The organism is Sphingomonas sp. IC-56, assembly GCF_021043375.1.
Lineage (GTDB): Bacteria > Pseudomonadota > Alphaproteobacteria > Sphingomonadales > Sphingomonadaceae > Sphingomonas.
The window spans coordinates 245,489-270,051 of the sequence record NZ_JAJNDV010000004.1; the positions used below are offsets into that span (position 1 = coordinate 245,489).

28 protein-coding genes and 1 other RNA gene are annotated in these 24,563 nt (G+C 66.7%); 9 read left to right on the top strand and 20 right to left on the bottom strand.

Annotation, left to right across the window (positions count from 1 at the left end; all coding sequences use genetic code 11):
• Nucleotides 1–2 precede the first annotated feature (2 nt).
• The 3 genes from LQ953_RS07865 to LQ953_RS07875 all read right to left on the bottom strand — a co-directional run bounded on the left by LQ953_RS07865 (nucleotide 3) and on the right by LQ953_RS07875 (nucleotide 1,363).
• Nucleotides 3–647: a histidine phosphotransferase family protein gene (locus LQ953_RS07865; RefSeq protein WP_231030159.1), complete on the bottom strand. Its 645-nt coding sequence runs from the start codon at nucleotides 645–647 to the stop codon at nucleotides 3–5.
• A gap of 90 nt (nucleotides 648–737) precedes the next feature.
• Nucleotides 738–887 (bottom strand): lmo0937 family membrane protein, encoded by a 150-nt coding sequence (locus tag LQ953_RS07870; RefSeq protein WP_231030160.1) that lies wholly within the window; start codon nucleotides 885–887, stop codon nucleotides 738–740.
• Between the two features lie 77 nt (nucleotides 888–964).
• Entirely contained in the window at nucleotides 965–1,363 is a 399-nt protein-coding gene (locus LQ953_RS07875; RefSeq protein WP_231030161.1) for a M67 family metallopeptidase, read from the bottom strand.
• Nucleotides 1,364–1,381: 18 nt separating this feature from the next.
• On the opposite strand from LQ953_RS07875, the gene LQ953_RS07880 reads away from it, so the two are divergent.
• The 4 genes from LQ953_RS07880 (at nucleotide 1,382) to mtgA (ending at nucleotide 4,669) form a co-directional block, all read left to right on the top strand.
• Nucleotides 1,382–2,335, top strand: coding sequence for an RluA family pseudouridine synthase (locus LQ953_RS07880; protein WP_231030162.1), 954 nt, complete (start codon nucleotides 1,382–1,384; stop codon nucleotides 2,333–2,335).
• Between the two features lie 55 nt (nucleotides 2,336–2,390).
• The gene (rpoH, locus tag LQ953_RS07885) at nucleotides 2,391–3,296 is read left to right on the top strand and encodes an RNA polymerase sigma factor RpoH (protein WP_231030163.1); all 906 of its coding nucleotides are present in this window, start codon (nucleotides 2,391–2,393) and stop codon (nucleotides 3,294–3,296) included.
• Nucleotides 3,297–3,374: 78 nt separating this feature from the next.
• Nucleotides 3,375–3,887, top strand: a complete 513-nt coding sequence (locus tag LQ953_RS07890) for a hypothetical protein (protein ID WP_231030164.1) — start codon at nucleotides 3,375–3,377, stop codon at nucleotides 3,885–3,887.
• A gap of 125 nt (nucleotides 3,888–4,012) precedes the next feature.
• Nucleotides 4,013–4,669 (top strand): monofunctional biosynthetic peptidoglycan transglycosylase, encoded by a 657-nt coding sequence (gene mtgA, locus LQ953_RS07895; RefSeq protein WP_231030238.1) that lies wholly within the window; start codon nucleotides 4,013–4,015, stop codon nucleotides 4,667–4,669.
• Between the two features lie 45 nt (nucleotides 4,670–4,714).
• Here mtgA and LQ953_RS07900 read toward each other — a convergent pair whose 3' ends face one another.
• The 7 genes from LQ953_RS07900 to LQ953_RS07930 form a co-directional block, all read right to left on the bottom strand.
• The gene (locus LQ953_RS07900) at nucleotides 4,715–4,996 is read right to left on the bottom strand and encodes a hypothetical protein (RefSeq protein WP_231030165.1); all 282 of its coding nucleotides are present in this window, start codon (nucleotides 4,994–4,996) and stop codon (nucleotides 4,715–4,717) included.
• 66 nt (nucleotides 4,997–5,062) lie between these two features.
• On the bottom strand, nucleotides 5,063–5,386 hold the full coding sequence (locus LQ953_RS07905; RefSeq protein WP_231030166.1) for a YbaB/EbfC family nucleoid-associated protein: 324 nt from the start codon (nucleotides 5,384–5,386) through the stop codon (nucleotides 5,063–5,065).
• Nucleotides 5,383–7,008, bottom strand: coding sequence for a DNA polymerase III subunit gamma/tau (locus tag LQ953_RS07910; RefSeq protein WP_231030167.1), 1,626 nt, complete (start codon nucleotides 7,006–7,008; stop codon nucleotides 5,383–5,385). The genes LQ953_RS07905 and LQ953_RS07910 overlap by 4 nt, the downstream gene beginning before the upstream one ends.
• 139 nt (nucleotides 7,009–7,147) lie before the next feature.
• Nucleotides 7,148–7,245, bottom strand: an RNA gene (ffs, locus tag LQ953_RS07915) — signal recognition particle sRNA small type.
• Nucleotides 7,246–7,297: 52 nt separating this feature from the next.
• Nucleotides 7,298–7,633 carry a 2Fe-2S iron-sulfur cluster-binding protein gene (locus LQ953_RS07920; protein ID WP_231030168.1) on the bottom strand — a complete coding sequence of 112 codons (336 nt, stop codon included), beginning with the start codon at nucleotides 7,631–7,633 and terminating at the stop codon, nucleotides 7,298–7,300.
• Nucleotides 7,630–8,718 carry a cysteine desulfurase family protein gene (locus LQ953_RS07925; RefSeq protein ID WP_231030169.1) on the bottom strand — a complete coding sequence of 363 codons (1,089 nt, stop codon included), beginning with the start codon at nucleotides 8,716–8,718 and terminating at the stop codon, nucleotides 7,630–7,632. The genes LQ953_RS07920 and LQ953_RS07925 overlap by 4 nt, the downstream gene beginning before the upstream one ends.
• Entirely contained in the window at nucleotides 8,715–9,791 is a 1,077-nt protein-coding gene (locus LQ953_RS07930) for a cysteine desulfurase family protein (RefSeq protein ID WP_231030170.1), read from the bottom strand. Before LQ953_RS07930 ends, LQ953_RS07925 begins: the two co-directional genes overlap by 4 nt.
• 95 nt (nucleotides 9,792–9,886) lie before the next feature.
• On the opposite strand from LQ953_RS07930, the gene LQ953_RS07935 reads away from it, so the two are divergent.
• Nucleotides 9,887–10,543 carry an alpha/beta hydrolase gene (locus LQ953_RS07935; protein WP_231030171.1) on the top strand — a complete coding sequence of 219 codons (657 nt, stop codon included), beginning with the start codon at nucleotides 9,887–9,889 and terminating at the stop codon, nucleotides 10,541–10,543.
• 33 nt (nucleotides 10,544–10,576) lie between these two features.
• Here LQ953_RS07935 and LQ953_RS07940 read toward each other — a convergent pair whose 3' ends face one another.
• Genes LQ953_RS07940 through LQ953_RS07950 form a run of 3 tightly spaced genes read right to left on the bottom strand, consistent with a single transcriptional unit; the run spans nucleotide 10,577 to nucleotide 11,888 of the window.
• A complete protein-coding gene (locus tag LQ953_RS07940) occupies nucleotides 10,577–10,744 on the bottom strand; it encodes a hypothetical protein (protein ID WP_231030172.1) in 168 nt (55 codons plus the stop codon).
• Nucleotides 10,744–10,923 (bottom strand): hypothetical protein, encoded by a 180-nt coding sequence (locus LQ953_RS07945; RefSeq protein WP_231030173.1) that lies wholly within the window; start codon nucleotides 10,921–10,923, stop codon nucleotides 10,744–10,746. Before LQ953_RS07945 ends, LQ953_RS07940 begins: the two co-directional genes overlap by 1 nt.
• Nucleotides 10,920–11,888: a threonine ammonia-lyase gene (locus tag LQ953_RS07950; RefSeq protein WP_231030174.1), complete on the bottom strand. Its 969-nt coding sequence runs from the start codon at nucleotides 11,886–11,888 to the stop codon at nucleotides 10,920–10,922. The genes LQ953_RS07945 and LQ953_RS07950 overlap by 4 nt, the downstream gene beginning before the upstream one ends.
• 153 nt (nucleotides 11,889–12,041) lie before the next feature.
• Here LQ953_RS07950 and LQ953_RS07955 point away from each other — a divergent pair, with 153 nt between their 5' ends.
• Both LQ953_RS07955 and LQ953_RS07960 read left to right on the top strand, forming a co-directional pair.
• The gene (locus LQ953_RS07955) at nucleotides 12,042–13,262 is read left to right on the top strand and encodes a type III PLP-dependent enzyme (RefSeq protein ID WP_231030175.1); all 1,221 of its coding nucleotides are present in this window, start codon (nucleotides 12,042–12,044) and stop codon (nucleotides 13,260–13,262) included.
• A 109-nt stretch (nucleotides 13,263–13,371) separates the two neighbouring features.
• Nucleotides 13,372–14,451, top strand: coding sequence for a 1,9-bis(guanidino)-5-aza-nonane synthase (locus tag LQ953_RS07960; RefSeq protein WP_231030176.1), 1,080 nt, complete (start codon nucleotides 13,372–13,374; stop codon nucleotides 14,449–14,451).
• Nucleotides 14,452–14,620: 169 nt separating this feature from the next.
• On the opposite strand, the gene LQ953_RS07965 is transcribed toward LQ953_RS07960, so the two are convergent.
• Nucleotides 14,621–15,391, bottom strand: a complete 771-nt coding sequence (locus tag LQ953_RS07965; protein WP_231030177.1) for an SDR family oxidoreductase — start codon at nucleotides 15,389–15,391, stop codon at nucleotides 14,621–14,623.
• A gap of 99 nt (nucleotides 15,392–15,490) precedes the next feature.
• On the opposite strand from LQ953_RS07965, the gene LQ953_RS07970 reads away from it, so the two are divergent.
• Nucleotides 15,491–16,453, top strand: a complete 963-nt coding sequence (locus LQ953_RS07970; protein ID WP_231030178.1) for an alpha/beta hydrolase — start codon at nucleotides 15,491–15,493, stop codon at nucleotides 16,451–16,453.
• Nucleotides 16,454–16,470: 17 nt separating this feature from the next.
• Nucleotides 16,471–16,905 (top strand): MAPEG family protein, encoded by a 435-nt coding sequence (locus LQ953_RS07975; RefSeq protein ID WP_231030239.1) that lies wholly within the window; start codon nucleotides 16,471–16,473, stop codon nucleotides 16,903–16,905.
• Here LQ953_RS07975 and LQ953_RS07980 read toward each other — a convergent pair whose 3' ends face one another.
• The 6 genes from LQ953_RS07980 to LQ953_RS08005 are packed head-to-tail and all read right to left on the bottom strand — an operon-like array spanning nucleotide 16,906 to nucleotide 24,559.
• Nucleotides 16,906–18,798 (bottom strand): XrtA/PEP-CTERM system amidotransferase, encoded by a 1,893-nt coding sequence (locus LQ953_RS07980; RefSeq protein ID WP_231030179.1) that lies wholly within the window; start codon nucleotides 18,796–18,798, stop codon nucleotides 16,906–16,908.
• Entirely contained in the window at nucleotides 18,798–20,330 is a 1,533-nt protein-coding gene (gene xrtA / locus LQ953_RS07985) for an exosortase A (protein WP_231030180.1), read from the bottom strand. The genes LQ953_RS07980 and xrtA overlap by 1 nt, the downstream gene beginning before the upstream one ends.
• The gene (locus tag LQ953_RS07990) at nucleotides 20,327–21,535 is read right to left on the bottom strand and encodes a TIGR03087 family PEP-CTERM/XrtA system glycosyltransferase (RefSeq protein WP_231030181.1); all 1,209 of its coding nucleotides are present in this window, start codon (nucleotides 21,533–21,535) and stop codon (nucleotides 20,327–20,329) included. The genes xrtA and LQ953_RS07990 overlap by 4 nt, the downstream gene beginning before the upstream one ends.
• Nucleotides 21,535–22,608: a FemAB family XrtA/PEP-CTERM system-associated protein gene (locus LQ953_RS07995; protein ID WP_231030182.1), complete on the bottom strand. Its 1,074-nt coding sequence runs from the start codon at nucleotides 22,606–22,608 to the stop codon at nucleotides 21,535–21,537. The genes LQ953_RS07990 and LQ953_RS07995 overlap by 1 nt, the downstream gene beginning before the upstream one ends.
• The gene (locus tag LQ953_RS08000) at nucleotides 22,605–23,447 is read right to left on the bottom strand and encodes an XrtA system polysaccharide deacetylase (RefSeq protein ID WP_231030183.1); all 843 of its coding nucleotides are present in this window, start codon (nucleotides 23,445–23,447) and stop codon (nucleotides 22,605–22,607) included. Before LQ953_RS08000 ends, LQ953_RS07995 begins: the two co-directional genes overlap by 4 nt.
• 5 nt (nucleotides 23,448–23,452) lie before the next feature.
• Nucleotides 23,453–24,559 carry an AAA family ATPase gene (locus tag LQ953_RS08005; RefSeq protein WP_231030184.1) on the bottom strand — a complete coding sequence of 369 codons (1,107 nt, stop codon included), beginning with the start codon at nucleotides 24,557–24,559 and terminating at the stop codon, nucleotides 23,453–23,455.
• Nucleotides 24,560–24,563: the final 4 nt, after the last annotated feature.

Consider the following 24,563-nt stretch of genomic DNA (forward strand, 5'->3'; position numbering starts at 1 on the left):
GATCAGGCGACGCTGAAGCTCGCGCCGAACAGCAGAACATCCGATTCCGGCGGGCTCACCTGCAGCACGCCGCCATTCTGCGTCGCCAGCGCGTGCGCCAGATAGGCCGCAGCCGCGCGCGGCGTGATCGGCAGGTCGGCACTGCCCCCTGCCAACGCACTGCGCAGCTCGGGATCGAGCACGATGCGCGGCCCATCGGCGCGCACCACGATCTCCATGTTTCCGTCGGAGATCTCAGCGCCGATGTCGAGCTGCCCACCGCGGATCAGCGCGTCGCCGCCGATCAGCGCCAGGTTCAACAGGACCTTGATCGCCTGTTTGGGCAGCACCGGGTCCTCGACCATCCAGCCGATCTTGACGCGGTGGTTGTCGCCGAACAGCCCCTCGATGGCCGCCTGCGCCTCGCGCGTGTCGACGGTTTCGCCAAAGCCGCCCGCGGCGCCGAACGCTAGGCGAAAGAATTTCAGCTTGTTGGCGGACGCCTTGGCGCTCTCGCTCAATAGTTCGAGCACCCTCGCCCGCATCTCCGGGTCATGCTCGTCCGCGAGCAGTTCCAACCCGTTGTTAAGCGCCCCGACCGGGCTCAGCAGGTCGTGGCACAGCCTTGAGCAAAGCAGGCTGGCGAAATCGGTTGCGCTGATGTTCAAAGGATTTCGGCTCCGGCTGTCCCCAGCGGCTTCTTTGGCCCAGCAAGGCCCAAGCTGCAAGCAGCGCGCACCGGGGACGCCTTCGTCATGCTATAGCGCGCGACGGCCAGAGAAGAGCTGGATCAGCCCGACGATGATCGCCACGACCAACAGGATATGGATCAGGCCGCCGGCGACGTGGAACGCCAGGAAGCCGAGTGCCCAAAGCACGAGAAGGATAATCGCAAGAGTCCAAAGCATGGTAAGCGCTCCATGTGTGGAAGGGAGCAAGGCTAACGTGTTGCGGGCCCGGAACGTTCCGGCGGCGTTTGCCCGCTTCAGCCGATTTCCATCGCCACTTCCTCGAACCGCCCGTGCAATCCTGTCCCGCCCGCCCGCCACAGGCGGAAGCGGTCCCCAAGGATCAGCCACAGCTTGCCATCGGCCTGCGCCATCTCCGCATCGGTACGCGAAGGCGTCGGGTCTCCGCTCGGGTGCGAATGCCAATAACCGATCAGTCTGGGACCGCCTGCCCGCTCCGCCCGCAACGCGGCGAACAGGGCGGCGGGATCGATTTCGAAGCGCCGCTCGGGCTGGTCCGATACATTTCGCGTCGCCTGCCAGCCACTTACCTGTTCGGGGGTCCCGAACAGCAGCCCGCATCCTTCCTCAGGCGCAACGATCGCGGATTCCCGCCGGATGGCCTCCAGTATCGCGCTTGAAATCCTACACGCCATTCCCATCTTGTTAACACAATGAACCGGGGGGTTTCCATCATCGAAGCGCGCATTTCGGAGGGCGCGCATGGCTGGCGGCTCGACCGTGCGCTTGCCGAGGCGGTGCCCGTCCTGTCGCGCGAACGGCTCAAGGTGCTGATCTCGTCAGGCGCGGTGACCGGGCCCGATGGCCTCGCCCGCGATCCCGCTCGCAAGGCGGCGGCCGGTACCGTTTTCAGCGTCGCAATACCCGATCCCGAGCCCGCGCATAACGAAGCGCAAGACATTGCGCTGAACGTGGTGTTCGAGGACGAGCATCTGATCGTCATCGACAAGCAGGCCGGGCTGGTCGTCCATCCCGCCGCCGGCAACCTCGACGGCACGCTGGTCAACGCCCTGCTCCACCACTGCGCCGGGCAGCTGTCCGGCATCGGCGGCGTAGCGCGGCCCGGCATCGTCCACCGCATCGACAAGGACACCTCGGGCCTGATGGTCGCGGCCAAGAACGACCGCACGCACGAAGGGCTGGCGCGCCAGTTCAAGGTTCACTCGATCGACCGGCGCTACAAGGCGATCGTGGCGGGGCGTCCATCGGCGTCGACCGGCACGGTTCACGCGAACCTGGCCCGCTCGTCCACCAACCGCAAGAAAATGGCGGTGGTTCCGGTGGGTCAAGGCAAGCATGCGACCACGCATTGGCGGCAGCTTCAGCCGCTGCGCGAAGCGTCGCTGGTAGAGTGCCGGCTGGAAACCGGGCGAACGCATCAGGTGCGCGTGCACATGACGTCGATCGGCCATCCGCTGCTCGGCGACCCGGTCTATGGCAGCAACCGGCCCGCCCATCGCGGACTGCTGGCAACGCTGGGTTTCCAGCGCCAGGCCTTGCACGCGGCGCATCTCGGGTTCATCCACCCGGTGAAAAGCCACGCTTTGGCGTTCGAAAGCGAAATGCCTGCTGACATGCAGGAACTGTTCAACAAACTCATCGTATGAGTTTCTGGCTCACCGCTTGCAAAGCTGGTGGGCCATCTGAAGGGAGAATGTGATCATGGCTAGCGGCAGCAACGTCCCAGCGACGATCCCCGCTCTCGGCGGTGAGGCGAGCCTCAATCGCTACCTGGCCGAGATCAAGAAATTTCCGATCCTGAGCCCTGAGAAGGAATATATGCTCGCCAAACGCTTCCAGGAGCATGGCGACACCGACGCGGCGGCTCAGCTGGTCACTTCGCACCTGCGTCTCGTGGCAAAGATCGCCATGGGCTATCGCGGCTATGGCCTGCCCGTGTCCGAGCTGATCTCGGAGGGCAATATCGGCCTGATGCAGGGCGTGAAGAAGTTTGAACCGGACCGAGGTTTCCGCCTCGCCACCTATGCGATGTGGTGGATCCGCGCCTCGATCCAGGAATTCATCCTGCGCAGCTGGTCGCTCGTGAAGATGGGCACCACGGCTGCACAGAAGAAGCTGTTCTTCAACCTGCGCCGCATGAAGGCCAAGCTCGACGCGTTCGAGGATGGCGACCTGTCCCCCGAGCACCTCGCCAAGATCGCCACCGATCTGGGCGTGACCGAGGAAGAAGTCACCTCGATGAACCGCCGCATGGCGATGGGCGGCGACACGTCGCTCAACGTGCCCATGCGCGAGGATGGCGAGGGCCAGTGGCAGGATTGGTTGCAGGATGACAGCCAGCTTCAGGACGAGACCGTCGCCGAGGCGCAGGAGGCCGATGTCCGCCACACGATGCTCCAGGAAGCGTTCGGCGACCTGAATGAGCGTGAGCGGCACATCCTAACCGAGCGTCGCCTGACCGATGACCCCAAGACGTTGGAAGAGCTCAGCCAGGTCTATGGCGTTTCGCGCGAGCGCGTCCGTCAGATCGAGGTCCGTGCTTTCGAAAAGCTGCAAAAGGCGATGATGCGCTTGGCCGGCGAGAAGCGGCTCCTGGCCGCCCACTGATCGCCTTCCCGACTGTGTTGGACAGGGTCCAGTAGCCTCAATAGAATGCCCTCGGTGTAAAAGCCGGGGGCATTTTTCATGTGGCGTTGGATCAAGATACCAAAGGCGGTGGCGCTGCTCGCCTTCCTGCTCCCTTGGATGAGCGTATCCTGCTCCAACAACACGCTGGTCTCGGCAACCGGCTTCGGCCTGGCCGCCGGCAAGTTCACCTCCGAACTGCCAGGCCGTACCCCGGCCACCGGTGAGTGGAACCTGTACCTTGTGATCGCGATTACCGCGCTCGTCATGGGCTTGGTCATCGCCTTCCTGCGCCGCGGCCGGACCACCGCCGGCCTGTCGCTCACCACCACTGCCGCCGCCCTCCTGTTCATCTGGCTCGGCACCTCTCGCTACACCAAGGCCGCCGTGCTGGAACAAGCATCCAAGACCCGCGCCACCGCCGTTTCGGAGGTGGAACAAGCCGCCGCCTCGATGATCAACGTCAACTGGCACTACGGCTATTGGCTCGCACTCGCGGCGCTGCTTGCAGCAGCCGCAATCGCAGCCTTGGTCCTCAGCGGCAAGGACCCTGACTTCGAGCAGCGCCGGTAGGAGTTGCCCCGCCAGCCCTGATCCGGCAAGCGATCCGCATGACTGATCGGCAGCACACCACCCAGAGCGGCAAGGTTCCAGCGGCCTCCAGAAAGCGTGGCTCCCTGTTTTTCCGCGTCGCCAAGATGCTGGCCAAGCTGGTGCTAGCCTTCCTGATCGGCTCGCTGCTGCTCGTCGTGCTGTCCCGCTTCGTCAATCCGCCCATCACCCTGACGATGCTGGGAGACGTCGTGCAGGGCCACGGCGTGACGAAGCGCTGGATGCCGATTGGCCGCATCGACCGCACCATGCCCCGCGCAGTCATCGCTGCAGAGGACGCCCGCTTCTGCCAGCACCGCGGCTTCGACTTCGACGCCATTCAGGCCGCCTATCGCCGCAACCAGAGCGGCAAGCGCATCCGCGGCGGATCGACGATCAGCCAGCAGACCGCAAAGAACGTCTTCCTCTGGCAGGGCGGCGGCTATGTCCGCAAAGGCCTGGAGGCCTGGTTCACCGTCCTGATCGAAAACATCTGGGGCAAGCGCCGGATCATGGAGGTCTATCTCAACGTCGCCGAGACGGGGATCGGCACATACGGCGTGAACGCGGGATCGATCCGCTACTTCAAGCATGACGCTTCGCGCATGAGCGCTCGTGAGGCCGCGCAGATCGCCGCAGTGCTTCCCCTGCCCAAGAAGCGGGCAGGCATCTCGCCGCGCGGCTACACCCGCCGCTATGGCAATTCGATCACGGCACGCATCGGAGTGGTCCGCAATGACGGGCTGGACGCCTGCCTGCGATAAAAAGCCCGCCGCCACCTGATGAGCAGGTGACGGCAGGCCATTCAATCAGTTCGGCTTGGTCGCGTCCTTGGCGGCGGAGCCGACATCCTTGGCCGCATCGCCGACGCTCTCGGCCGCGCCGGTGATCGCGTCGGTCTTCACCGCCTCGCGATTGTTCTGGTTGATCAGGTACAGTGCGCCGAGCACTACCAAGATCAGCACGGCCAGACCGATCAGCAAGCCCGCACCGCCGCCACGGCGCTCGACCACGACAGTGCCGCCGCTGTTGGTTTCGGTCACGCGCTCAGCATTTACGCCGTCGGTGCGCTCAACAATACGATCCACCATGAACTTTCTCCTCTGTTTCCCTCTCGGCTCGAACCGAGGAGGTCGGAGGATTGTTCCTGATACAGATCAGAACGGCAGCTTGAAGCCCGGCGGCAGCGGCAGGCCACTGGTCATCTTGCTCATCGCTTCGTGCGACTGCGCATCCGCCTTGGCGCGCGCATCGTTGAATGCGGCGGCAAGCAGATCCTCTAGCATGCCCTTCTCGGACGGGTTGAGCAGCGAGTCATCGATGTCGATGCCGATGATGCGGCCCTTGGCCGAAGCACGCACCTTGACGAGGCCACCACCCGACGCACCCTCAACTTCGATTGTGTCGAGATTTTCCTGCGCCTTGCTGAGTTCGGCCTGGACGTTCTGCGCCATGGCCATAATGTCTTCTAGGCTCTTCATCCGTAGTTACTCCGTTGATTGCTCCAGCCGACAAGCTCGGCTTCGGGAAAGGCTTCGCGCGCGGCGCGGACCAGCGGGGAGTTCAACACGGCGTTGCGCTCCGCTTCCGCATTGGCGGCCCGCTCTTCGCGCAAGGTCATCGCCGTCGCGCCTTCGACTTGGCGAAAGCGCCAATTGGTGCCGGTCGTGTCACGCAGCGCCGCGCCAAGCTCCTTGAGGAAGTCGATGGGCAGCGACCGGGCAGCGCCGAACTCGATATCCGCCCCGTCGAACTTCACCGGGCGCAGATAGTCGCGCACCTGCTGCGCCAGCTGATAGCGCTTATTCTCTTCCAGATGCGCCGCAAGCGCAGCCATGCTCGCCGGCATCGCCGGATCGGCGGCGGCACTGGGCTGCGGCGCCACGGGCGCGGGTGCCGTTATCACACCCGACGCGATCTGCCGGGCGAGCTCGCCCGGATCGGGCAGCTGTGAGGCATGGATCACGCGAAGCAGCGCCATCTCGCACGCTTCGATGGGCAGCACTGCCTTGGCGACTTCGTCATGCCCGCGCAGCAGCAATTGCCACAGGCGGTGTAGCGCCGGAAATGACAGCGCACTTGCCCATTCCTGCAGCGCCGCCAGTTCCTCAGCGGATTGCGCGGCCGCAGGCGTGCTGTTGAGCTTGGCCAGCGTCACCCCGTGCACCGTCTCCAGCAGGGTCTTCAGCACCGCCTGTGGATCCACGCCGAGATCATACTGCCCGCGCAAAGCGGCAAGCGCCCCGGGTGCGTCGGCCTCCAGCAGCAATCCGAACAAGGCCCGCATCGCGCCACGATCGGACAGCCCGAGCATCTGGCGCACCGCGTCGGTGCGCACCCCCTCGCCCTCCAGGCCCGCATGCGCGATCGCCTGGTCAAGGATGGACAGACCGTCGCGCGCCGATCCTTCCGCCGCGCGGGCGATCAGCGCAAGCGCTCCCGGCTCGGCCTCGACCTGTTCGGCAGAGACCACGCGCGCGAAATGCTCGGCCAAAGTCTCGGCCGGAATGCGCCGCAGGTCGAACCGCTGGCAGCGCGACAGCACCGTTACCGGCACCTTGTTCACCTCGGTCGTGGCGAACAGGAACTTCACATGCGCCGGCGGCTCCTCCAGCGTCTTCAGCAGGCCGTTGAACGCTGCCTTGGAGAGCATGTGAACTTCGTCAATGATGTAGATCTTATAGCGCGCCGATACGGCCGAATAACGCGACGCCTCGATGATCTCACGGATGTCGTCGATGCCGGTGTGGGAGGCGGCGTCCATCTCGATCACGTCGATATGGCGCCCTTCGGCAATCGCGCGGCAGGGCTCACACGCGCCGCATGGATCGATCGTCGGCCCACCCTCGCCGTCCGGCCCGACGCAGTTCAGCGCCTTGGCGATCAGCCGCGCGGTGGACGTCTTGCCTACTCCGCGCACCCCGGTGAGCAGGAACGCATGGGCCAGCCGGCCGCGCTTGATCGCGTTGCCTAGCGTCTGCACCATCGCATCCTGGCCAATCAGCTGGCTGAAAGTCTGCGGCCGGTATTTGCGCGCAAGGACGCGATAAGCCTCCTGCCGGGCTTGAGGCGGTTCGTCGAGGCCAAGAAGGGATTCGGACATCGCGGCCTATGTAGGACGCGCGGCTCCGTTTGTCGAAGGATCAGCGGCGCACGCACCACCTAGTGCAGACATACCGGACCGGAGATTTCGGTTTTGTGAGCAGCGCATCTGCGGACCTGATGTCGGCGCAGCGGCTTGCGTGGGTGGGAGCCGGAACGACCCGACACGAAATCGTTGCGGCTGCTTCCTTCCGGACCTGACCGGGTTGGCGACGGCATCGTCCGCCCGACTCCCGCGGCGCATATGGTCCAAGCCGGCGCCTGAGGCAAGAGGCTGCGGTTTTGCCGCCTCAGCGCCCGTGCATGTCGCGGTGACCACCCGGCATCTGCACGGTAAGCCCGTCGAGTTCGGGCGACAGCACGATTTGACAGGCCAGCCGGCTGGTGCGAACTGCGCCCAAAGCGAGGTCGAGCATGTCCTCCTCTTCTTCGCTTGCTTGCGGCAGTCGGCCGAAATCCTTCGGCGTGACGATCACGTGGCAGGTCGAGCAGGCCATCTGCCCCTCGCACGTACCTTCCAGCGGCTGGCCGGCGTTCTGAGCCACGGTGAGCAGGCGATCGCCCTCCGCCCCCTGGGCACTATGCGTGCGGCTGCCATCGGCGGTGACAAAACGAACCTCGATCATGCCGCGATCCGTTGCGCGCGTGCCGCCGTGTCGATCCGGGTCAAAGCCGTCTCCAGTTCCTCCGCCGTCGTGTAGCGGCCAAAGCCCAGGCGGATGCTGGATCGCGCCTCACCGTCGCTTAAGCCAATCGCGCGCAGCACATGGCTGGGCCGCCCCGACCCGCTGGCACATGCCGAACCCGCGGAAAAAGCGATCCCACGCAGGTCGGACATCAGCCGGGCGACGTCCAGCCCCGGCAGATGCAGGTTGAGATTGCCGCGATAGCGTTGCTCGGCCGCGCCGTTGAGCGCCCAGCCGCCCATCCGCTCGCGCGCCGCGGCGAACAGCGCTTCGACATGCGCGCGGTCAGCCTCCATGCGCGAGATCGCAAGCGCGGCAGCAGCACCGAACCCGGCACAGAGCGCCGGGGACAAGGTGCCCGACCGCCCCGCCGCCTCTTGCCCGCCCCCGTGCATCAATGGCTCGATCCGCGCGCCCTCGCGGATCCACAGCGCACCGATGCCCTTGGGTCCGTGGATCTTGTGCGCCGAAATGGCAACAAGGTCGCACGCGGCGGGGATGGCCACCCGGCCAAAGCCCTGCACGGCGTCGCACAGCATCAGCGCACCCGCGGCATGCGCCATCGCCGCCAGTTCGGCGGCCGGCTGGATCACGCCGATCTCGTTGTTGACCAGCATCGCCGCGACCAGGCCGACGCCCGGCCGAATGGCGGTGCGCGCTGCGTCCAGGTCTACGATCCCGTCCGGCCGAACCGGAAGAACCGTCACCTCCCTGCCCCTACGCGCCTCTGCTGCAACGGTGTCGAGCACCGCGGCATGTTCGGTGGCGATGGTGACGATCGGACCGCTGCTGCCCTTGATCGCCCAGTTGAGTGCCTCGGTGGCGCCGCTGGTGAAGCTGAGCGTTCCGCCCGCCGGGAGCAGCGCCGACACCTGCTGGCGCGCGACCTCAACGGCCGCCTTCGCAGCGCGCCCGGGGGCATGCGCGGAGTGCGGGTTGGCATGGCTGTTCTGAAGCCAGGGCAGCATCGCCGCCAGCGCCTCGGGCGCCAGCGGAGTCGTCGCCTGGTAATCGAGATAGATCATGCCGCCCGCGCCCGTGCTTCAGCGGCGATACTGCACCACAGGTCGGCGAAGCGGTCGATCTCCGCCTCGCTGGTCGAACGGCCGAAGCTTACGCGGATCACTTCGCGCAGTTCAGGCTCCTGCCAGCCCATTGCGGTCAGCACATGGCTGGGCCGCATGCTTCCCGAAGAACAGGCGCTGCCCGCCGAAACAGCGATGCCGGCCAGATCGAAGCGGATCAACTGCGCGGCGGCAGAAACACCCGGCATGCGATAGGCGCCGATCAACGGGTTGCGCAGCGTGCCGGCGCCGACAATCCGCCCACCTGCCTCGGCGATCCGTGCCTCCAACCGCTGCCGCAGCGCCGTCACTCCGCCAAGGTCCTCCACAACCTCAAGCGCGGTGGCGTAGCCGAGCGCCCCGGGCAGGTTCTCCGTACCGGCGCGATAGCCCTTTTCCTGCCCGCCGGTCGGCAGCAACAGGCCAAAGTCCCGCACCAGCAGCGCGCCGACCCCAGGGGGCCCTCCACGCTTATGCGCGGAAACCGCTACGAGGTCCGCTTGACGCAGCACCGCCGCATCCGCCCGCGCCGGCATCTGCGCCGCGTCGACAAGAAGGATGCCGCCAGCCTCGTGGACGATTGCCGCAATCGTCTCGATCGGCTGGCGCACACCGGTTTCGCTGTTCGCCCACTGGATGCACACCAGGGTACGCTCACTACCCGCCAGGGCGGCACGCAGGGCGTCAAAGCGCACCAGCCCCTGCCCATCTACCGGCAGCACGCCGGCACCCTCGGAGAAGCGCAGCACTGCGTCATGCTCGACCGCCGTGATCAGCCGCCGCTCGGCCAGCGAGCGGGTGAGCGCGATGTGGAGCGATTCGCTCGCCCCACCGGTCAGCACCAGCTCATGCGCCCAGCCATAGGCGGCCGCGATCCGCGCCCGTGCAGCCTCTAGTTGCGCGCGCGCCGCCCGTCCCGCGGCATGCGGCGAGGAAGGGTTCGCCCAGGCTGCCATTCCCGCCTGAACCGCGGCCATCGCCTCCGGCAGCATCGGGGTCGTCGCGGCGTGGTCCAGGTAGATGCGCTCGGCCAAAATCGTGTTCCATTTGCGCAAAAGGGCGCGGCGCTTATATAGCGCGCAAATTCCCGCGCTCCACCGCGCGTCTCCAGATCAGAAGGGTCCTCGCGTTGCCCGAAGTCATTTTCCCCGGCCCCGAAGGTCGCCTCGAAGGCCGTTTCGCTCCCGCCCCGCGCCCGCGCGCGCCCGTGGCGATGATCCTCCACCCGCATCCCAACGCGGGCGGCACGATGAACAACCGCATCGTGCAGGAGCTCTACAAGACCTTCCAGCGCCGCGGTTTCGCGACGCTGCGCTTCAACTTCCGCGGCGTCGGCAAGAGCCAGGGCACGTTTGACAACGGCATCGGCGAATTGTCGGATGCGGCGAGCGCGCTCGACTGGGTGCAGAGCTTCCACCCCGAAGCGCAGACCACCTGGGTCGCTGGCTTCGGCTTCGGCGCCTGGATCGGCATGCAGCTGCTGATGCGGCGTCCGGAAATTCGGGGCTTCATCTCGATCGCGCCGCCGGCCAACATGTTCGACTTCACCTTCCTCGCGCCCTGCCCGTCGTCGGGCATCATCATTCAGGGCGAGAATGACGAAGTCGTCACGCCCGGCGCAGTGCAGAAGCTGGTCGACAAGCTGCGCACCCAGAAGCACATCACCATCCACCACGACACCATCCCGGGCGCGAACCATTTCTTCGAGCATGAGATGACGCAGCTGATGGGCTCGGTGGACAATTATCTCGACATGCGGCTCGACCCGAACTCGCCGATCAAGTGAGCTTCTGCGCCTCCCCGCCAGCCGGGGAGGCCGCTAGACCGTCCAGATCAGCAGGTTGCCGAGCAACACCAGCGCGGCGATCAGCATCAGCACGCCGCGAGTACGCTCGGTCCGCAGCGTGCGGACGCCGCCCCAGATCAGCGCGAACATCGCCAGCACCGCGATGCTCAGCATGATCGGGTTGAGCGAAGGGTCCATCATCAAAGCCACCACCACCAGATAAACGCGCCGGCTACCAGCGCGACGCACGCGAACAGCGTGATGAAGCGCAGGTCGCGCCGATAAATGGCGAACAGCAGCGCGTAGAGGAAGTAGCCAAGCCCCCGCGTGGCCACGCTCAGGATATTGGCCAGCACGGCGCCCATGGGAGTAACTTTCATGCAGCACCCCCTAGCACGCGCGCATAGGCTTCGGGATCGGCATTGCCGCCCGACAGCATCACCAACAGACCCGGCGCAACGTCGACCTTGCCTGCAAGCAATGCCGCCAACGCCACCGCGCCGCCGGGCTCGACCACGATGCGCAGCTTCGCCGCAGCCCAGCGCTGCGCGTCGCGGATCTCTGCCTCGCTCACTGTCACGCCAGTGGCGCGTCGCCGGGCAAGGACACCGAAGGTGAGCGGCGACACCAGCTTGGTCTGGAGGGCATCGCAGGCGGTCTCGGGCGCGTCGTCGCCGACCGGCACGATCCGCCCCGCTTCCAGGCTGCGGCGCATGTCATCCCAACCCTCGGGCTCCACCGCCGTTACCTGCGCATCGGGCAGCGCCAGCGCGACTCCCGCCGCAAGTCCGCCGCCGCCACAGGGGATCACTACATGCGACGGCTCAGGCAACTTCGCCGCCGTCATCTGTTGGGCCGCCTCAATGCCGGCGCTGCCCTGCCCCTCGATGATCCAGGGATCGTCGAAGCTCGGCACCAGCGTCGCGCCACGCGCCTCCGCGAGACGCGCGGCAATCTCCTCGCGGCTCTCCGTGGCGCGGTCATAGCGCACCACCTCCGCGCCAAGCGCCAGCGTCGCCTCCAGCTTCACTCTTGGCGCATCGGCCGGCATGACGATGATCGCCGGCATCCCCAACTTCTTCGCAGCCCAGGCGACGCCTTGGGCGTGGTTGCCTGAGGAAAAGGCCACCACGCCTTTCGCTCGCGCCTGTTCGTCCAGCGCAGTCAGCCGGTGCCACGCCCCACGGATCTTGAATGCCCCGATCGGCTGCAAGGATTCTGCTTTGAAAGCGACGGCGACGCCGCGGAATTCCTCAATCAGCAGAGGCGTTTGCGGCAGGATCGCCGCCACCTTGGCGGCTGCGTCGCGAACCCCGGCGCGGGTGGGTTGTCGCAGAATAGTCACTTCTCATCCCCGCCGTGAAAAACCGTATCTCGAATCGCTTTACATGGGGGGACCTCGCCCCTAAATGCCGCCTTCCGCTGCCCCATGGGACTTCCAACCGCAAGGCAGCTGTTTCGTCAATGTTTGCCGCAAGGCATTTGGAGGTCCCTTGAATTGCACCAGCATCCTCGCGCGCTGGGGTTAGCGCCCCTCTCGACTGCCCCTCGTGGCATCGACATCGCCCAGCGCTGCCCGGTGAACCCGGTTACGCTGACTCGCCCCCACGCAGCGTCGCGTGCCGCTCGCTTCTTCGCAGAGAAGTTTCCGGGCCGCTCGATGTATGCCGTGAAGGCGAATCCCTCTCCCGACCTCCTGCAGATCCTGTGGGACAGCGGCATCACGCATTACGACGTCGCGTCGATTGCGGAAGTGCGGCTCGCCGCCCGCACCCTGCCGGAAGCGACCCTGTGCTTCATGCACCCGGTCAAGGCGGAGGAAGCGATCGCTGAGGCCTATCACACGCACGGTGTGCGGGTGTTCAGCCTCGACAGCATGGAAGAGCTGGAAAAGATCGTCCGCGCCACCAACGAGGCCGAAGACCTGACTTTGTGCGTGCGCATGCGCGTCTCGTCAGATCACTCGAAGCTCAGCCTCGCGTCCAAGTTCGGGGTCGCTCCTGGCGAGTCCAAGGATCTGCTGATGGCCGTCCGCCAGGTCGCCGATGCCCTGGGCATCTGCTTCCATGTGGGCAGCCAGGCCATGTCGCCCGAGGCCTATTCCAATGCCATGGAGCGCGTCCGCGCGGCCATCGTCGAAGCAGGCGTCACCGTGGACGTGGTCGATGTGGGTGGCGGGTTCCCGTCCTCTTATCCGGGGATGGAGCCGCCGCCGCTCGAGCGTTACTTCGCGACGATCCACCGCGCGTTCGAGAGCCTGCCGATCTCCTATTCGGCGGAACTCTGGGCCGAGCCTGGTCGCGCGCTGTGCGCCGAGTACAGTTCGCTGATCGTGCGCGTCGAGCGGCGCCGTGGGTCGGAGCTGTACATCAACGACGGCGCCTATGGCGCACTGTTCGATGCAGCGCATATCGGCTGGCGCTTTCCCGTGCAGTTGCAGCGCGAGCCGGATTCGAACGCCAAGGACATGGAGTTTAGTTTCTACGGCCCGACCTGCGACGATCTCGACCATATGGCAGGCCCGTTCCTGCTGCCCGCCGACATCCAGGCGGGTGACTATATCGAGATTGGCATGCTCGGCGCCTACGGCTCGGCCATGCGCACCGCGTTCAACGGCTTCGGATCGGACGAGACCGTGATTGTCGGCGATGAACCGATGACTTCGCTTTATACCGGAGTTGAAAATCCGGTCGCGGCGACCAACGTCGTCAAGCTGTAACACCAACAGATTTTGCTGGTTCCTTCCCTCCCGGTTCGCCGGGAGGGAAGCTTATGGGTTTCCGCGTCCCCTTGAATGACGGCGGGCATAGGACAGTTTGGGAGTTCCCATGACCGATACCCTCACCAAGACGGCCGCTGCCAATGCGCCGATCAACGATACCCGCAAGCAGGAACTGCTTTCGAAGGAAGTGAAGCACGTCGACATCAAGTCGTTCGACGCGCGCCCGATCATCGACGCGATGTCGGACATGAGCTTCACCAGCCGTGATCTCGGCCGCGCCACCGGCATCTACAACCAGATGCTGGCCGACAAGGACTGCACGGTCTGCCTGGTGATCGCGGGTTCGACCTCGGCCGGCGGCTGCATGGACCTATATGCCGAGCTGGTGCGCAACAACATGGTCGACTGCATCGTCGCCACCGGTGCCACCATCGTCGACATGGATTTCTTCGAAGGCCTGGGCCACAAGCACTATCAGGCGCTGGAGATCCCGGACGACGATACGCTGCGCTCGCTCTATATCGACCGCATCTACGACACGTATATCGACGAGGAAGCGCTCCAGAACGTCGACCACACGATCTTCGAGATCGCGGAATCGCTGGAGCCCAAGGCATATAGCTCGCGCGCGTTCATCCGCGAGATGGGCAAGTATCTCGTCGAGCACGGGAAGAAGGAAAACAGCCTCGTCAAGCTCGCCTACGAGCATGACGTGCCGATCTTCTGCCCCGCGTTCGTCGACAGCTCGGCTGGCTTCGGCCTGGTCAAGCACCAGGTCGACGCGGCCAAGGAAGGCCGTCCGTACCTGATGATCGACGCGGTCGCGGACTTCCGCGAGCTTACGCAGATCAAGATCGAAGCCGGCACCACCGGCCTCCTCATGATCGGCGGCGGCGTGCCGAAGAACTTCATCCAGGACACTGTCGTTTGCGCCGAGATCCTCGGCCATGACGATGTCGCGGTGCACAAGTATGCGGTGCAGATCACCGTCGCCGACGTGCGCGACGGCGCCTGCTCATCTTCGACGCTGCAGGAAGCCGCAAGCTGGGGCAAGGTCAACACCGGCATCGAGCAGATGGTGTTCGCCGAAGCCGGCTCGGTCATGCCGCTGCTGGCATCGGACGCCTACCATCGCGGCCACTGGAAGGACCGCGCCAAGCGCGGTTGGGCCAAGCTCTTCAAGTAAGCCCTTCCGACCTTCTTTCCCCTCCCTGCAAGGGAGGGGATCAAGGGGTGGGTTTTGGAAAGGCCGGGGCTCGATGCCTCGGCCTTTTCTTTTACTCCGCGCAATCAGGCTCGCTTCCCTCGCACCCACCCCCGGCCCCTCCCTTACAGGGAGGGGAGCGCGATATGATTTACCCTTGCCCCTCGCGCGCCGCCGTGGCGAAGTCGTTCAACTGCTTCACCGTCGCATCGAACCGCCCCTCGCCCTCGGCGTTGCGCAGGAACTTCACGCGTTCGACAAGTATCTCGCTCGGCGTTGGCTCCTGATTGAACAGCGCCATTACCTCGTCGGCAAATTCGTCGAGCGGCTGGTATCCCGGCCGGTTCTCCTGCCCCGGCGTCAGCCCGGTCTGCACCGCTGGCGGCGCCAGCTCGATCACTTCGATCCTGCCCTTCAGCACCTCGCGCAGCGACACGGTGTAGCTGTGGATCGCCGCCTTGGTCGCGTTGTAGGTCGGCGTCGTGAGCAGCGGCACGAACGCCAACCCGGAGGTCACCGTCACGATCGCCGCGTCGCTCTGCGCCACCAGATGATCGATCAGCGCGTCGGTCAGCCGGATCGGCCCCAGCAAATTGGTCGCGATCGTCGCCTCGGCATCCGCCAGATCGCGCGACTGGTCGAGTGCCTCGAACCGCATGATTCCGGCGCTGTGGATCACCACGTTGAGCGTCGGATGCGCCTCAATCGCCCGCGCGGCAAAGTCCTTCACGCCATCCGCGCTGTCGATGTCCAGCGTCAGCGCATGCATGTTCGCCCGACCGGCACAGGCCTGCTCCAAAGCCTCCATCCGCCGCCCCGCGACGACCACCGTGTTGCCCTGGTCGTGGAAGCGATGCGCCAGCGCCTCGCCAATGCCGCTGCCGCCACCGGTGATCAGGATCGTATTGCCGCTGCGCTTCATCTGCCGTCTCCCTCTATTGCCGGCCCGATATATTCCGCTAGCCTCGCGCGATAAGAGGCGCGCCCGAAAGAAGCCGCCTTGGCTAAGGGAGGACACGCCATGCCGATCGATCGACGCACGCTGCTGGGAGCCGCCGCCAGCTTGCCGCTGGCCGGCGTCGCACAGGCGCAGTCGGCACCCCCGCCGCTCGCCTGGCCACCGGCCGAGCACTTCCCGCTCTGGCCCGGCAACCCGCCGGGCGCGCCCTCGCCTCTGCCCACGCCTCGCAACGAGCGTGCCGGTTATCAGGGCGCGGAGCTTTGGCTGCGCGGCATCGACCGGCCCTATGTCGCTGTGTACCGCCCCAAGAAGCCCGACGGGCGCGCGGTGCTGTCGATCCCGGGCGGCGGCTATGGCTTCGTGTCGGCGAGCAACGAAGGGATCGACGTCGCCGCAATGCTGAACCCGCTTGGAATCACCGTGTTCGTGCTCGCCTACCGATTGCCCGGCGAGGGCTGGGCGAAGCGCGCCGACGTGCCGCTCCAGGATGCCCAGCGCGCGATGCGGCTGATCCGCGCCAATGCCGGCAAATACGCGATCGATCCCGCAAGGCTCGGCCTCCTCGGTTTCTCCGCCGGCGGGCATCTCGGCGCCATGATGGCGGTTGGGCATGCCGACCGGGTCTACGCGCCGCTTGACGCTGCCGACCAGCAATCGGCGCGCCCCGCCTTTGCTGGCTTGGTCTATCCGGTGGTGTCGTTCGCGACCGCTGGGCTGAACAGCCGCTCGAGTTCCATGCTGCTGGGCGACGACAAGGACCCCGCCCTGCTCGCCCGCTACACGCCAGTCGATCGGGTCACCGCAGAGACGCCCCCGGTCTGGCTGCTCCACGCCATGGATGACGCAACCGTACCGGTGGCGCAGAGCCTCGCCATGATCGACGCCTGCCGCCGCGCGAATGTGCCCGTCGAAGCGCATCTGCTCGAAAAGGGTGGGCACGGCTTCGGTGCGATGCACTTGCCCGCCGACTCGCCGGGCCGCTCCTGGCCAGACGTCTTCGCACGCTGGACGCGCCGCGCATGACCGATGGAGCTACCCTGATGCACAGCGACATCCTGCAACCCGTCGTGGCGCTGATCGCCTGGACGCTGGTGATGCTCATCTGGACCATCGCCACGCGGCTGCCGGCGATGCGCGGCGCGGGCATCGACATGGGGAGGCTCGTCGGCACCACCGCCTCGCATGCCGATCGCGGCCTGCCGGCGCAGGTGCAGTGGAAAGCGCACAACTACAACCACCTGACCGAACAGCCGACCCTGTTCTATGCCGTCGCGCTGGTGCTGGCGATGATCGGACAGGGCGACGGCGTGAACGCCTGGATCGCCTGGGTCTATGTCGCCCTGCGCATTGCGCACAGCCTGTGGCAGGCGACGGTGAACCGGGTCCGCGTCCGCTTCTGGCTGTTCGGCCTGTCCACCTTCACGCTGGCCGCCCTGACGCTGCACGCGGCAATGGCGGTGTTCGAACTCCACTGATCAACCGAACAGCCGCGCCAGGCTCCGCTCCAGCATCAGCAGCTGCCACAAGGTGCGCCCATGCTCGGCGCGCCCAGCCTTGTGGTCGGCGGCAAGCTTTTCGATTGTCGAGGCTTCGAACCAGCCCGTGCCCGCCAGCACCCGCGAGCGCGCCAGCCCGGCGGCTTCCTCCGCCAACGCCTTGCGGAACCAGGCGCTCACCGGCGTGACGAAGCCCATTTTCGGGCGGTAGAGGATCTCCTTGGGCAGCCAGGGCTCCATCGCCTTCTTCATCAGCCACTTGCCCTCCCCCGCCTTGATGCGGAGCGACAGCGGCAACGTCGCGGCGAACTCCACCAGCCGGTGGTCGAGCAGAGGCTCGCGCGCCTCCAAGCCCACTGCCATGCTGGTGCGGTCGACCTTGGTCAGGATGTCGCCCGGCAACCAGTGGCGCATATCGGCATATTGCGCGCGGTCCAGCCCGTCGCGCGCCGGCGCCTGGCGCATCGCATCGACATACCGACGCTCGGCGGTATGCCCCGCCAACATGTGCTTCGCCGCACTGGTATAGAGCTGGTCGCGCAGCGCGGGGCCGGTGACGCCAACCGCCTTGGCATAGGCGAACTCGCCACCCTCAGCGAGCGCGAGCAACGTGGTCTTGGCGCGGAACGGGCGCGGCGCCCAGTCGGCCTTGGGATAGATCTGTCCCAGCCGCCCGAACACATTGGTGCGAAATCCGTGCGGCAGCAGCGCGCGAACCCGCTCCTCCGCGGCGAAGAACTTGTACCGGCGATAGCCCGCCATCGCCTCGTCGGCGCCATCGCCGGACAGCGCCACCGTGACGCTCTCGCGCGCCAGCTGGGCGACACGGTAGGTCGGCAGCGCCGAGGCGTCGGCAAAGGGTTCATCGAACGCAGCCACCAACGTGTCGATCAGCGCGAAATCGTCGGCCGCGACGGTGCGGGTGCGGTGCGCGGTCGCAAAGCGGTCGGCGACGGCCTGCGCATGCGCGGTCTCGTCATGATCGGTCTCGGCAAAGCCGATGGTGCAGGTCTTCACCGCTGCCCGGCTGGTCTCCGCCATCAGCGCCACCACGGCGCTGCTGTCGACCCCGCCGGACAGAAAGGCGCCGAGCGGCACGTCGGCGATCATCCGCGAACGCACCGCGGCGCGCATATGCTCGACCAGCTCGGCCTCGAGGTCCTTCACCTTGCCGGTCGCGCGGCGGGAGAAATCGATGTCCCACCAGCGGGTGGGCTCGGGCACCGGCTTGCCGCGTTCCATCAGCAGGAAATGGCCCGCCGCCAGCTTCCGCACCCCTGCGACGATCGAAGCATCGTCGGGCACATAGCCGAGCCCCAGATAATCCTCGACCGCGCGGAAATCCGGTAACCGCCGCAGCAGCGGGTGGGCGAGCAGGCCCTTCAACTCGGACGCGAAGGCAACCGCCCCGTCGGAGAGCTGGGTGTAATGCAGTGGCTTCACACCGAAGCGGTCGCGCGCCAGGAACAGGCTCTGCCGCCGCACGTCATAGAGCGCGAAGGCGAACATGCCGTTCAGCCGGGGCAGCATCGCGGGGCCCCAGGCGCGCCAGCCATGCAGCAGCACCTCGGTGTCGCTGTCGGTCACGAAGTGTGCACCCTTGGCCGTCAGCTCGGCGCGAACCTCGCGGAAATTATAGATTTCGCCGTTGAACACCGTGACCAGGTCGGCCTCGGGCGTGACCATCGGCTGCGCACCGCATTCCAGGTCGATGATCGCAAGCCGGCGATGGCCCAGCCCCACCCCCGGCGCGGTCCACACGCCCGATCCGTCGGGCCCGCGATGCGCCAGCGCATCGGTCATGGTCATGATCCGTGCAGGATCGACCGGCCTCGCCTGAGCGGGGTAGTAAAGCCCCGCGATGCCGCACATCAGTGGGCGCCGGAAAGTTCGTCGGACAGCGCTTCCACGGGGCCGAGCGCGTCAAGGAAGTCGCCGATCACCGCGCCGGCATCGCCGCGCGGGCCCTGCTCGGCCGAGATCAGCACGGCGGCCGCGCGTTGGCTTCCCCCCAGCAACTTGGTCTTCAACGTCTCGATCTTCACGCGGTTGTCGCTCCCGGTCAGCGTGCCGCCGACGCGGTACCAACTAACCGTCTGGCGTTCCACCCGTTCGGGACCGACCATGCGGATCGCGTGGCCACCCTCGACTGGATCGACGTCGGAAACGCGCACCCACCGGTCGTTCTGGCGGATCGCGCCGATGCCGAAGCCGACCAGCTCCTTCCCCTCATGCTGGCTGGCATATAGCGCCACCGCCACATCCACGGTGCGCCCGGCGCGATTGACATAGCGCGCCTGGAGGAAGCGGTCCGCGCCCGGGAAGTTCGGCGACCAGGTCCCCGTCGGCGCCTCTTGCTCCCAGCCGGCGATCTGCGGAAGCGCCACGAGCGGGCCGAGCGGCGTCACCCGCGCGGCGATCGCTCCCGACCAGCTGAAGAACAGGCTGGCGATCAGCAGCGCTGCCGCCGCGACGATCGGCGCATCCACGCGGCCCGGAACGGCTGCCTGGAGCGCCGCCGGATCGAACCAGGGCGCGTCGGGATCGCGGTCGAACCATTTCCACCCGATCGCCAGCACCGCGGCCATCACGAACGCGAAGAAGAACCAGCCATAGACGATATGGTCCATGCCGGTCGCCTGCTCGACCGAGGTCCACCAGGCCGCGTAAATCGTCCCGAACGCGCGCAGCCCGTTGGCGAGCACCGGCACCAGCAGCGCCATCGCCATGAAGGCGATGCGGCGGCTCCAGCTGCGATAACATACATTGGCAACCAGGACGCCGTACGCGATCATGGCGATCAGGAACTTGGCGCCCGAACACGCCTCGGCGACTTCGAAATAGCCGTTCGACGTGGTGATCAGCACCCCGTCCACGCTCGCCGGCACCCCGAAAAGGTGGAGCAGCGGCATGATCATCGCGACGGTCAGCTGCTGGAGCGGCGGCTCGAAAAAGTCGCCGAACGGCACCAGGAAGAACATGTAGGCGAGCGGAAACAGCAGCGCCCGCGCCACGTTGAAGCCCAGCACGCTGACCGCGCTGCCCTGAAGCATCACCACCAGCCCCAGATGGCGCAGCAGCGCCACGCCCGCCGCGTCGCCCAGCAGCCAGCAAAAGCCGCCGCCGGCCACCAGCATCAGGCCTGGCCACCAGCCCTCCGGACGCACCAGCGCAAGTTCGCGCCGTCGCTGCCACACCAGCCAGCCCACCACTGGCGCCACGAACAGGCAGTGGCCAAAGGTCGTGTTGGTCCAATAGATCGTCGCGAGGTCGGCGGTGTCGCGATGGAAGATCACCAGCAGCGCGATCCAGGCGCTCGCCAGCACCACCGCGGCCTTCGCCCACCGCTCATGAAAGCGCAGCGCGGGTGGCCGGAACTGATGCATCGGCATGTGGATGGTCATGCCGCCGACCTCTGCGAAGTTGCTTCAAACAAGGGCGCCATGACCGCGTCGAGCTTCCGCATCGCCGCCGCCCAGCCATAGCGCGCGATCACCTGTCGCCGTGCGCGCTCGCCCAGTGCCGCTGCATCTTCGGGTTCGCCGAGCAGGCGCAGGACCGCCGCCGCCATCGCCTGCGCGTCCGTCGTCACGTTGATTGCGCCGCCATGGTCGATCCCCTCGGCGGCTTGCGCCGACGCGACCACCGGCCGCGCCATTGCCATGCCTTCCAGCACCTTGTTCTGGATGCCCCGCGCGAGCAGCAGCGGTGCGACGACCACGTCCGCATCGGCCAGCCAACCCCGCACGTCCGCGACCTCGCCGATCACCCGCACGCCTGTCGCCCGGCCGAGCGCACGCACCACATCACTGGGATTCCGCCCGACGATCACGAACTCGGCGTCGGGCCGCCCGGCACGGATGCGTGGCAATACGGCCTGGGCGAACCACGCCACGCCCTCGACATTGGGCCGATAGTCCATCTGCCCGGTGAACACGATCGATGCCGGGCCAAGCCCCGGCCGCTCGAACGATGCATCCGGCGCGAAGAACAGCGTATCGATGCCATTCTCCACCACGTGGACGCGCGCGGCCCCGGTCTCCTGCTCGAACAGTTGCGCCTCCGCGGCGCTGACGAACAGGCTGGCATGCGCCTGCGCGGCCACCTGCGCTTCCTGCGCCATCAGCAGCCGTGCCTCACGCGCCATCATCCAGGCCATCGGCCCGCGCGCCTTGTCGGCATATCCGGCGAACTTGGCCGAATCCATGTCGACGAAATCCATCACCAGCGGCGGGGCACCCGCCGGGACATGCTGCGCCATCTGTCCGGAAAAGACGAACACCGCGTCGATCGCCTCGCGCCCGAGCACGCCATCCACCGCTGCCTTCAGTTCGGCATTGTCGAACGCAGTCAACGACACCGGCTTGCCCGATAGCAGCGCCTGCGCCGCGGCCATCGCCTGCGACTTCGACCGGCGCACCACGGTCACCGTCGCGGCATGGCGCGCCAGCGCCGCCTCGTGCCCAAGGTCGCCCGGCCCGTCGCCAAAGGCAACCAGATGCACACGGTGGCGCTCGGCCAGATGCTTCAGCAAGTGAAAGCTGCGGATCTTGTCGCCGCGATCCGGCGGGTACGGCACCCGGTGGGCGAGGAACAGGACGTCGCCCATCAACCCAGCCCCCTGGCGATCCACGGGCCTACGCGATTGGCGAGCCATAGCGGCATGCGCTTCCATGCCCGCACCTGGAGGCTGAATTTGGGATCGAGCGGATTGATGCTGCGCGGCGCCGATCCATCGGTCGTCCGCTTGAAATAGGTCAGCGGCGTCGCCTCGAAGCCCCAATTCTTCTTGAACGCCGCAGCGCCAGTGCCCGCCTTGGACCGGCCGAAGTCGAAGCGTTCATATCCCCGCGCACGGGCATGCGCCATCAGCGCAAAATACATCCGGTCATTGGCGCGCAACCCTCGCGCCGCCTGCGTCCCGCCACCCCAATAGGGGTAGACCGTGCCGCGCCAATAGAGGCTCAGCACGCTGGCCAATGCCCTGCCCTGATGCCGGACGCTCAGCAGGTCGGCTGAGTTGCCGAACGCCGCCAGCGTTTCCGCGAACAGGCGCCGCGGGAACACCGGCGTGCCCAGATTGCGCACCGTTTCCGAATAGACGGCATAATGATCGCGAAGATGGTCGCCCCCGGCGCCGGTAAGCACCTCCAGATCGTTCGCGAGGGAGCGCCGCACCTCGGCGCGCTGCTTGCGCGGGATCGCCAGCAGTTCCGCCTCGTCATCGGCCGCGATCGGCCGGACGAAGCCCAGATAGGTGTCGCCGTCGCTATGCCAGTCGCCGCCGGGCTCGCCGCCGCCGCGCAGCTCCACGGTGGTGCAGCTCAGCCTGCTCGCCAGCACCATCGCCGCATCGGCCAGTCGCCGCGCGGCGCCCGGCACCTCCGCCAATACGCCCCCACCGACTCCGAACCCGGCCGACACCAGCGCCCGCCCGAACAATGGCGAATGCAGCTCGGTCAGCGGCAATATCCCGGCGATGTCGCCATTCGCCCGCTCGGCCAGCAGGTAGTGGCTGCGCTGGCCGCAGCCTCGCGCCACCGCGATGCTCCAATTGGGCAAGTGGAACGGCGTGCCTCCTGGGTGGTCATGCACCCAGGTGCCGATCCGCGCGCGTTCGATCGCATCGCCCAGATCGGCGGTGCGCAGCGTCAGCGGGCGCTGGAGCAGCGGCGCGTTCACGAAAGCCGCGCCGCCTCGTGCGCGGCGATGGCGTCCATGCGGCCCCAACGATGCGACGCCATCAGCGTCTCCAGCTTGCCCGCCATCGCCCCCAGCCGCGCATAATGCCGCAGCTTGGACTTGAGCGGCGCATTCCGGACCCGGGGCTGCGCCGGGTCGATTTCCCAGGGGTGGAAGTAAAAGATCGCCGGCGCTTGCGTCGCATTGGCCGCGTGGATCGCCCGCCGTGTCACCCCGCCCGGGAGCAGGCGGAAGAAACCACCGCCAGTGGTCACTTCGCGCCCCAGCACCTGGGCAATAGTGATCGGCATTTCGATCAGCTCGGCCCCTGCCACTGGCCGATAGCTCCGCCGCGGTGCGTCGGGGACGCCATAATGATCGTGCCGGATGGGTGCGACGCTGGAGGAATAGCGGTAGCCGGCCTCGGCCAGCACCGCGTGTGCCCAGGGCGTACGCCCGTCGATCGAGAAGCTCGGCGCGCGGTACCCAGTCACGGCCACCCCACCGGCATCCTCCAACGCCACCCTCGCACGCGCGAGATCGTCGCGGAAAGCATCGGCGTCCATGGTGAACACCCGGGCATGGTCCCAGCCATGGCTGGCGACTTCATGCCCGGCCTCGGCGATGCGCCGGATCAGCGCCGGGTGACGATGCGCCACCCAGCCCAGCGTGAAGAAGGTACCCTTCACCTCTGCGGCGGCGAACAGGTCGAGCACCCGGTCGGTGTTCGCCTCCACCCGCCGGTCCAGCCCTTCCCAGTCACCACGGTCGATCACGGTTTCGAACGCGCCGACCTGGAACCAGTCCTCGACATCGACGGAAAGTGCGTTCGTGACCATGAAGCTCAGGCGGCAGTGCCGTGCAGCGACGCGATGTCCGGGCTGCTCGGCGTCGCACCGGTCTCCACCCAGTCGACCAGCAGCGTCAGCACCCGGCGCAGCGCCGCGTCCTGCTGCTGCAATTGCTGCTCCAGCTCGCCGATGCGACGGTTAAGCGCCGCGTCGCCGATACGGCGCTCCAATCGCTCGGATGCGGGCTCGGGCGCAGGGGCGGGCCGCAGCGCTTCGACCGCCACCGGCTTTGCCTCACGCTCGGGGAAGCGCTCTTCGAACGCCCGGGTCGGGATGGAGCGCAGCGGCGCGGTGTCGCTGTCCAGGTCGGCAATCACCGCCGCCACGTCATGCCCGCTGAACGTGTCGATCCGCTCGATCGCGCCGAACAGCATCACCCGGCTCGCCAGCTGGTTCAGCCGGCGCGGAATGCCGTTCGACCAGCGGTGCATGCCCGTGATCGCGTCGTTGGTGAAGCGCGGCTTGCCCCGCCAGCCCACGCACGACAGGCGGTGGATCAGGTACGGCTCGACCTCGTCGGTATCCATCGGCGCCAGATGGTGCATCGCGATCACGCGCTGGCGCAGCTGCTCCAGCCGCTGGTCGCCCAGCGTCTGGCGGAACTCGGGCTGCCCCATCAGAAAGATCTGCAACAGCGGATAGCCGCCGGCCTGGAAGTTGGAGAGCATGCGCAGCTCCTCCAGGCTGTCGATCGGCAGCGCCTGCGCCTCGTCGACGATCAGCAACGTGCGCCGGCCCGAACGCGCAACGGTATGCAGCCCGCGCTCGATCGCCGACAGCATCTCGGCCTTGCTCATGCCGACGCTGTCGATGTCCAGCCCCGCGCACACCATGCGCAACAGGTCGTCCGCCGCGATCTGCGTCGACACCAGCTTCAGCACGTTCAGCCGCTCACGGTCGATCTCGGCCAGCAAATGCCCCATCAGCGTGGTCTTGCCCGTGCCCGGCTCGCCAGTGATCACCACAAAGCCTTCGCCCTGGCTCAAGCCATAGCCAAGATACGCCATCGCCTTGCGGTGCGTCGCCGTATCGAACCAGAAATCGGGATCCGGCGTCAGCTGGAACGGCCGACCGCTCAGTCCATAATGATCGTCGTACATCATG

Bases quoted from the DNA above. Each gene is read 5' to 3' on its own strand.
- LQ953_RS07900 (WP_231030165.1), bottom strand. From the start codon at position 4,996: ATGGTGGATCGTATTGTTGAGCGCACCGACGGCGTAAATGCTGAGCGC.
- LQ953_RS07960 (WP_231030176.1), top strand. From the start codon at position 13,372: ATGACCGATACCCTCACCAAGACGGCCGCTGCCAATGCGCCGATCAAC.
- LQ953_RS07920 (WP_231030168.1), bottom strand. From the start codon at position 7,633: ATGATCGAGGTTCGTTTTGTCACCGCCGATGGCAGCCGCACGCATAGT.
- mtgA (WP_231030238.1), top strand. From the start codon at position 4,013: ATGCTGGCCAAGCTGGTGCTAGCCTTCCTGATCGGCTCGCTGCTGCTC.
- LQ953_RS07925 (WP_231030169.1), bottom strand. From the start codon at position 8,718: ATGATCTATCTCGATTACCAGGCGACGACTCCGCTGGCGCCCGAGGCG.
- LQ953_RS07980 (WP_231030179.1), bottom strand. From the start codon at position 18,798: ATGTGCGGCATCGCGGGGCTTTACTACCCCGCTCAGGCGAGGCCGGTC.
- LQ953_RS07940 (WP_231030172.1), bottom strand. From the start codon at position 10,744: ATGATGGACCCTTCGCTCAACCCGATCATGCTGAGCATCGCGGTGCTG.
- LQ953_RS07945 (WP_231030173.1), bottom strand. From the start codon at position 10,923: ATGAAAGTTACTCCCATGGGCGCCGTGCTGGCCAATATCCTGAGCGTG.
- LQ953_RS07970 (WP_231030178.1), top strand. From the start codon at position 15,491: ATGCCGATCGATCGACGCACGCTGCTGGGAGCCGCCGCCAGCTTGCCG.
- LQ953_RS07990 (WP_231030181.1), bottom strand. From the start codon at position 21,535: ATGGGCGACGTCCTGTTCCTCGCCCACCGGGTGCCGTACCCGCCGGAT.
- LQ953_RS07875 (WP_231030161.1), bottom strand. From the start codon at position 1,363: ATGGCGTGTAGGATTTCAAGCGCGATACTGGAGGCCATCCGGCGGGAA.
- LQ953_RS08000 (WP_231030183.1), bottom strand. From the start codon at position 23,447: ATGGTCACGAACGCACTTTCCGTCGATGTCGAGGACTGGTTCCAGGTC.
- rpoH (WP_231030163.1), top strand. From the start codon at position 2,391: ATGGCTAGCGGCAGCAACGTCCCAGCGACGATCCCCGCTCTCGGCGGT.
- LQ953_RS08005 (WP_231030184.1), bottom strand. From the start codon at position 24,559: ATGTACGACGATCATTATGGACTGAGCGGTCGGCCGTTCCAGCTGACG.
- LQ953_RS07905 (WP_231030166.1), bottom strand. From the start codon at position 5,386: ATGAAGAGCCTAGAAGACATTATGGCCATGGCGCAGAACGTCCAGGCC.
- LQ953_RS07890 (WP_231030164.1), top strand. From the start codon at position 3,375: ATGTGGCGTTGGATCAAGATACCAAAGGCGGTGGCGCTGCTCGCCTTC.
- LQ953_RS07965 (WP_231030177.1), bottom strand. From the start codon at position 15,391: ATGAAGCGCAGCGGCAATACGATCCTGATCACCGGTGGCGGCAGCGGC.
- xrtA (WP_231030180.1), bottom strand. From the start codon at position 20,330: ATGACCATCCACATGCCGATGCATCAGTTCCGGCCACCCGCGCTGCGC.
- LQ953_RS07880 (WP_231030162.1), top strand. From the start codon at position 1,382: ATGAACCGGGGGGTTTCCATCATCGAAGCGCGCATTTCGGAGGGCGCG.
- LQ953_RS07910 (WP_231030167.1), bottom strand. From the start codon at position 7,008: ATGTCCGAATCCCTTCTTGGCCTCGACGAACCGCCTCAAGCCCGGCAG.
- LQ953_RS07975 (WP_231030239.1), top strand. From the start codon at position 16,471: ATGCACAGCGACATCCTGCAACCCGTCGTGGCGCTGATCGCCTGGACG.
- LQ953_RS07870 (WP_231030160.1), bottom strand. From the start codon at position 887: ATGCTTTGGACTCTTGCGATTATCCTTCTCGTGCTTTGGGCACTCGGC.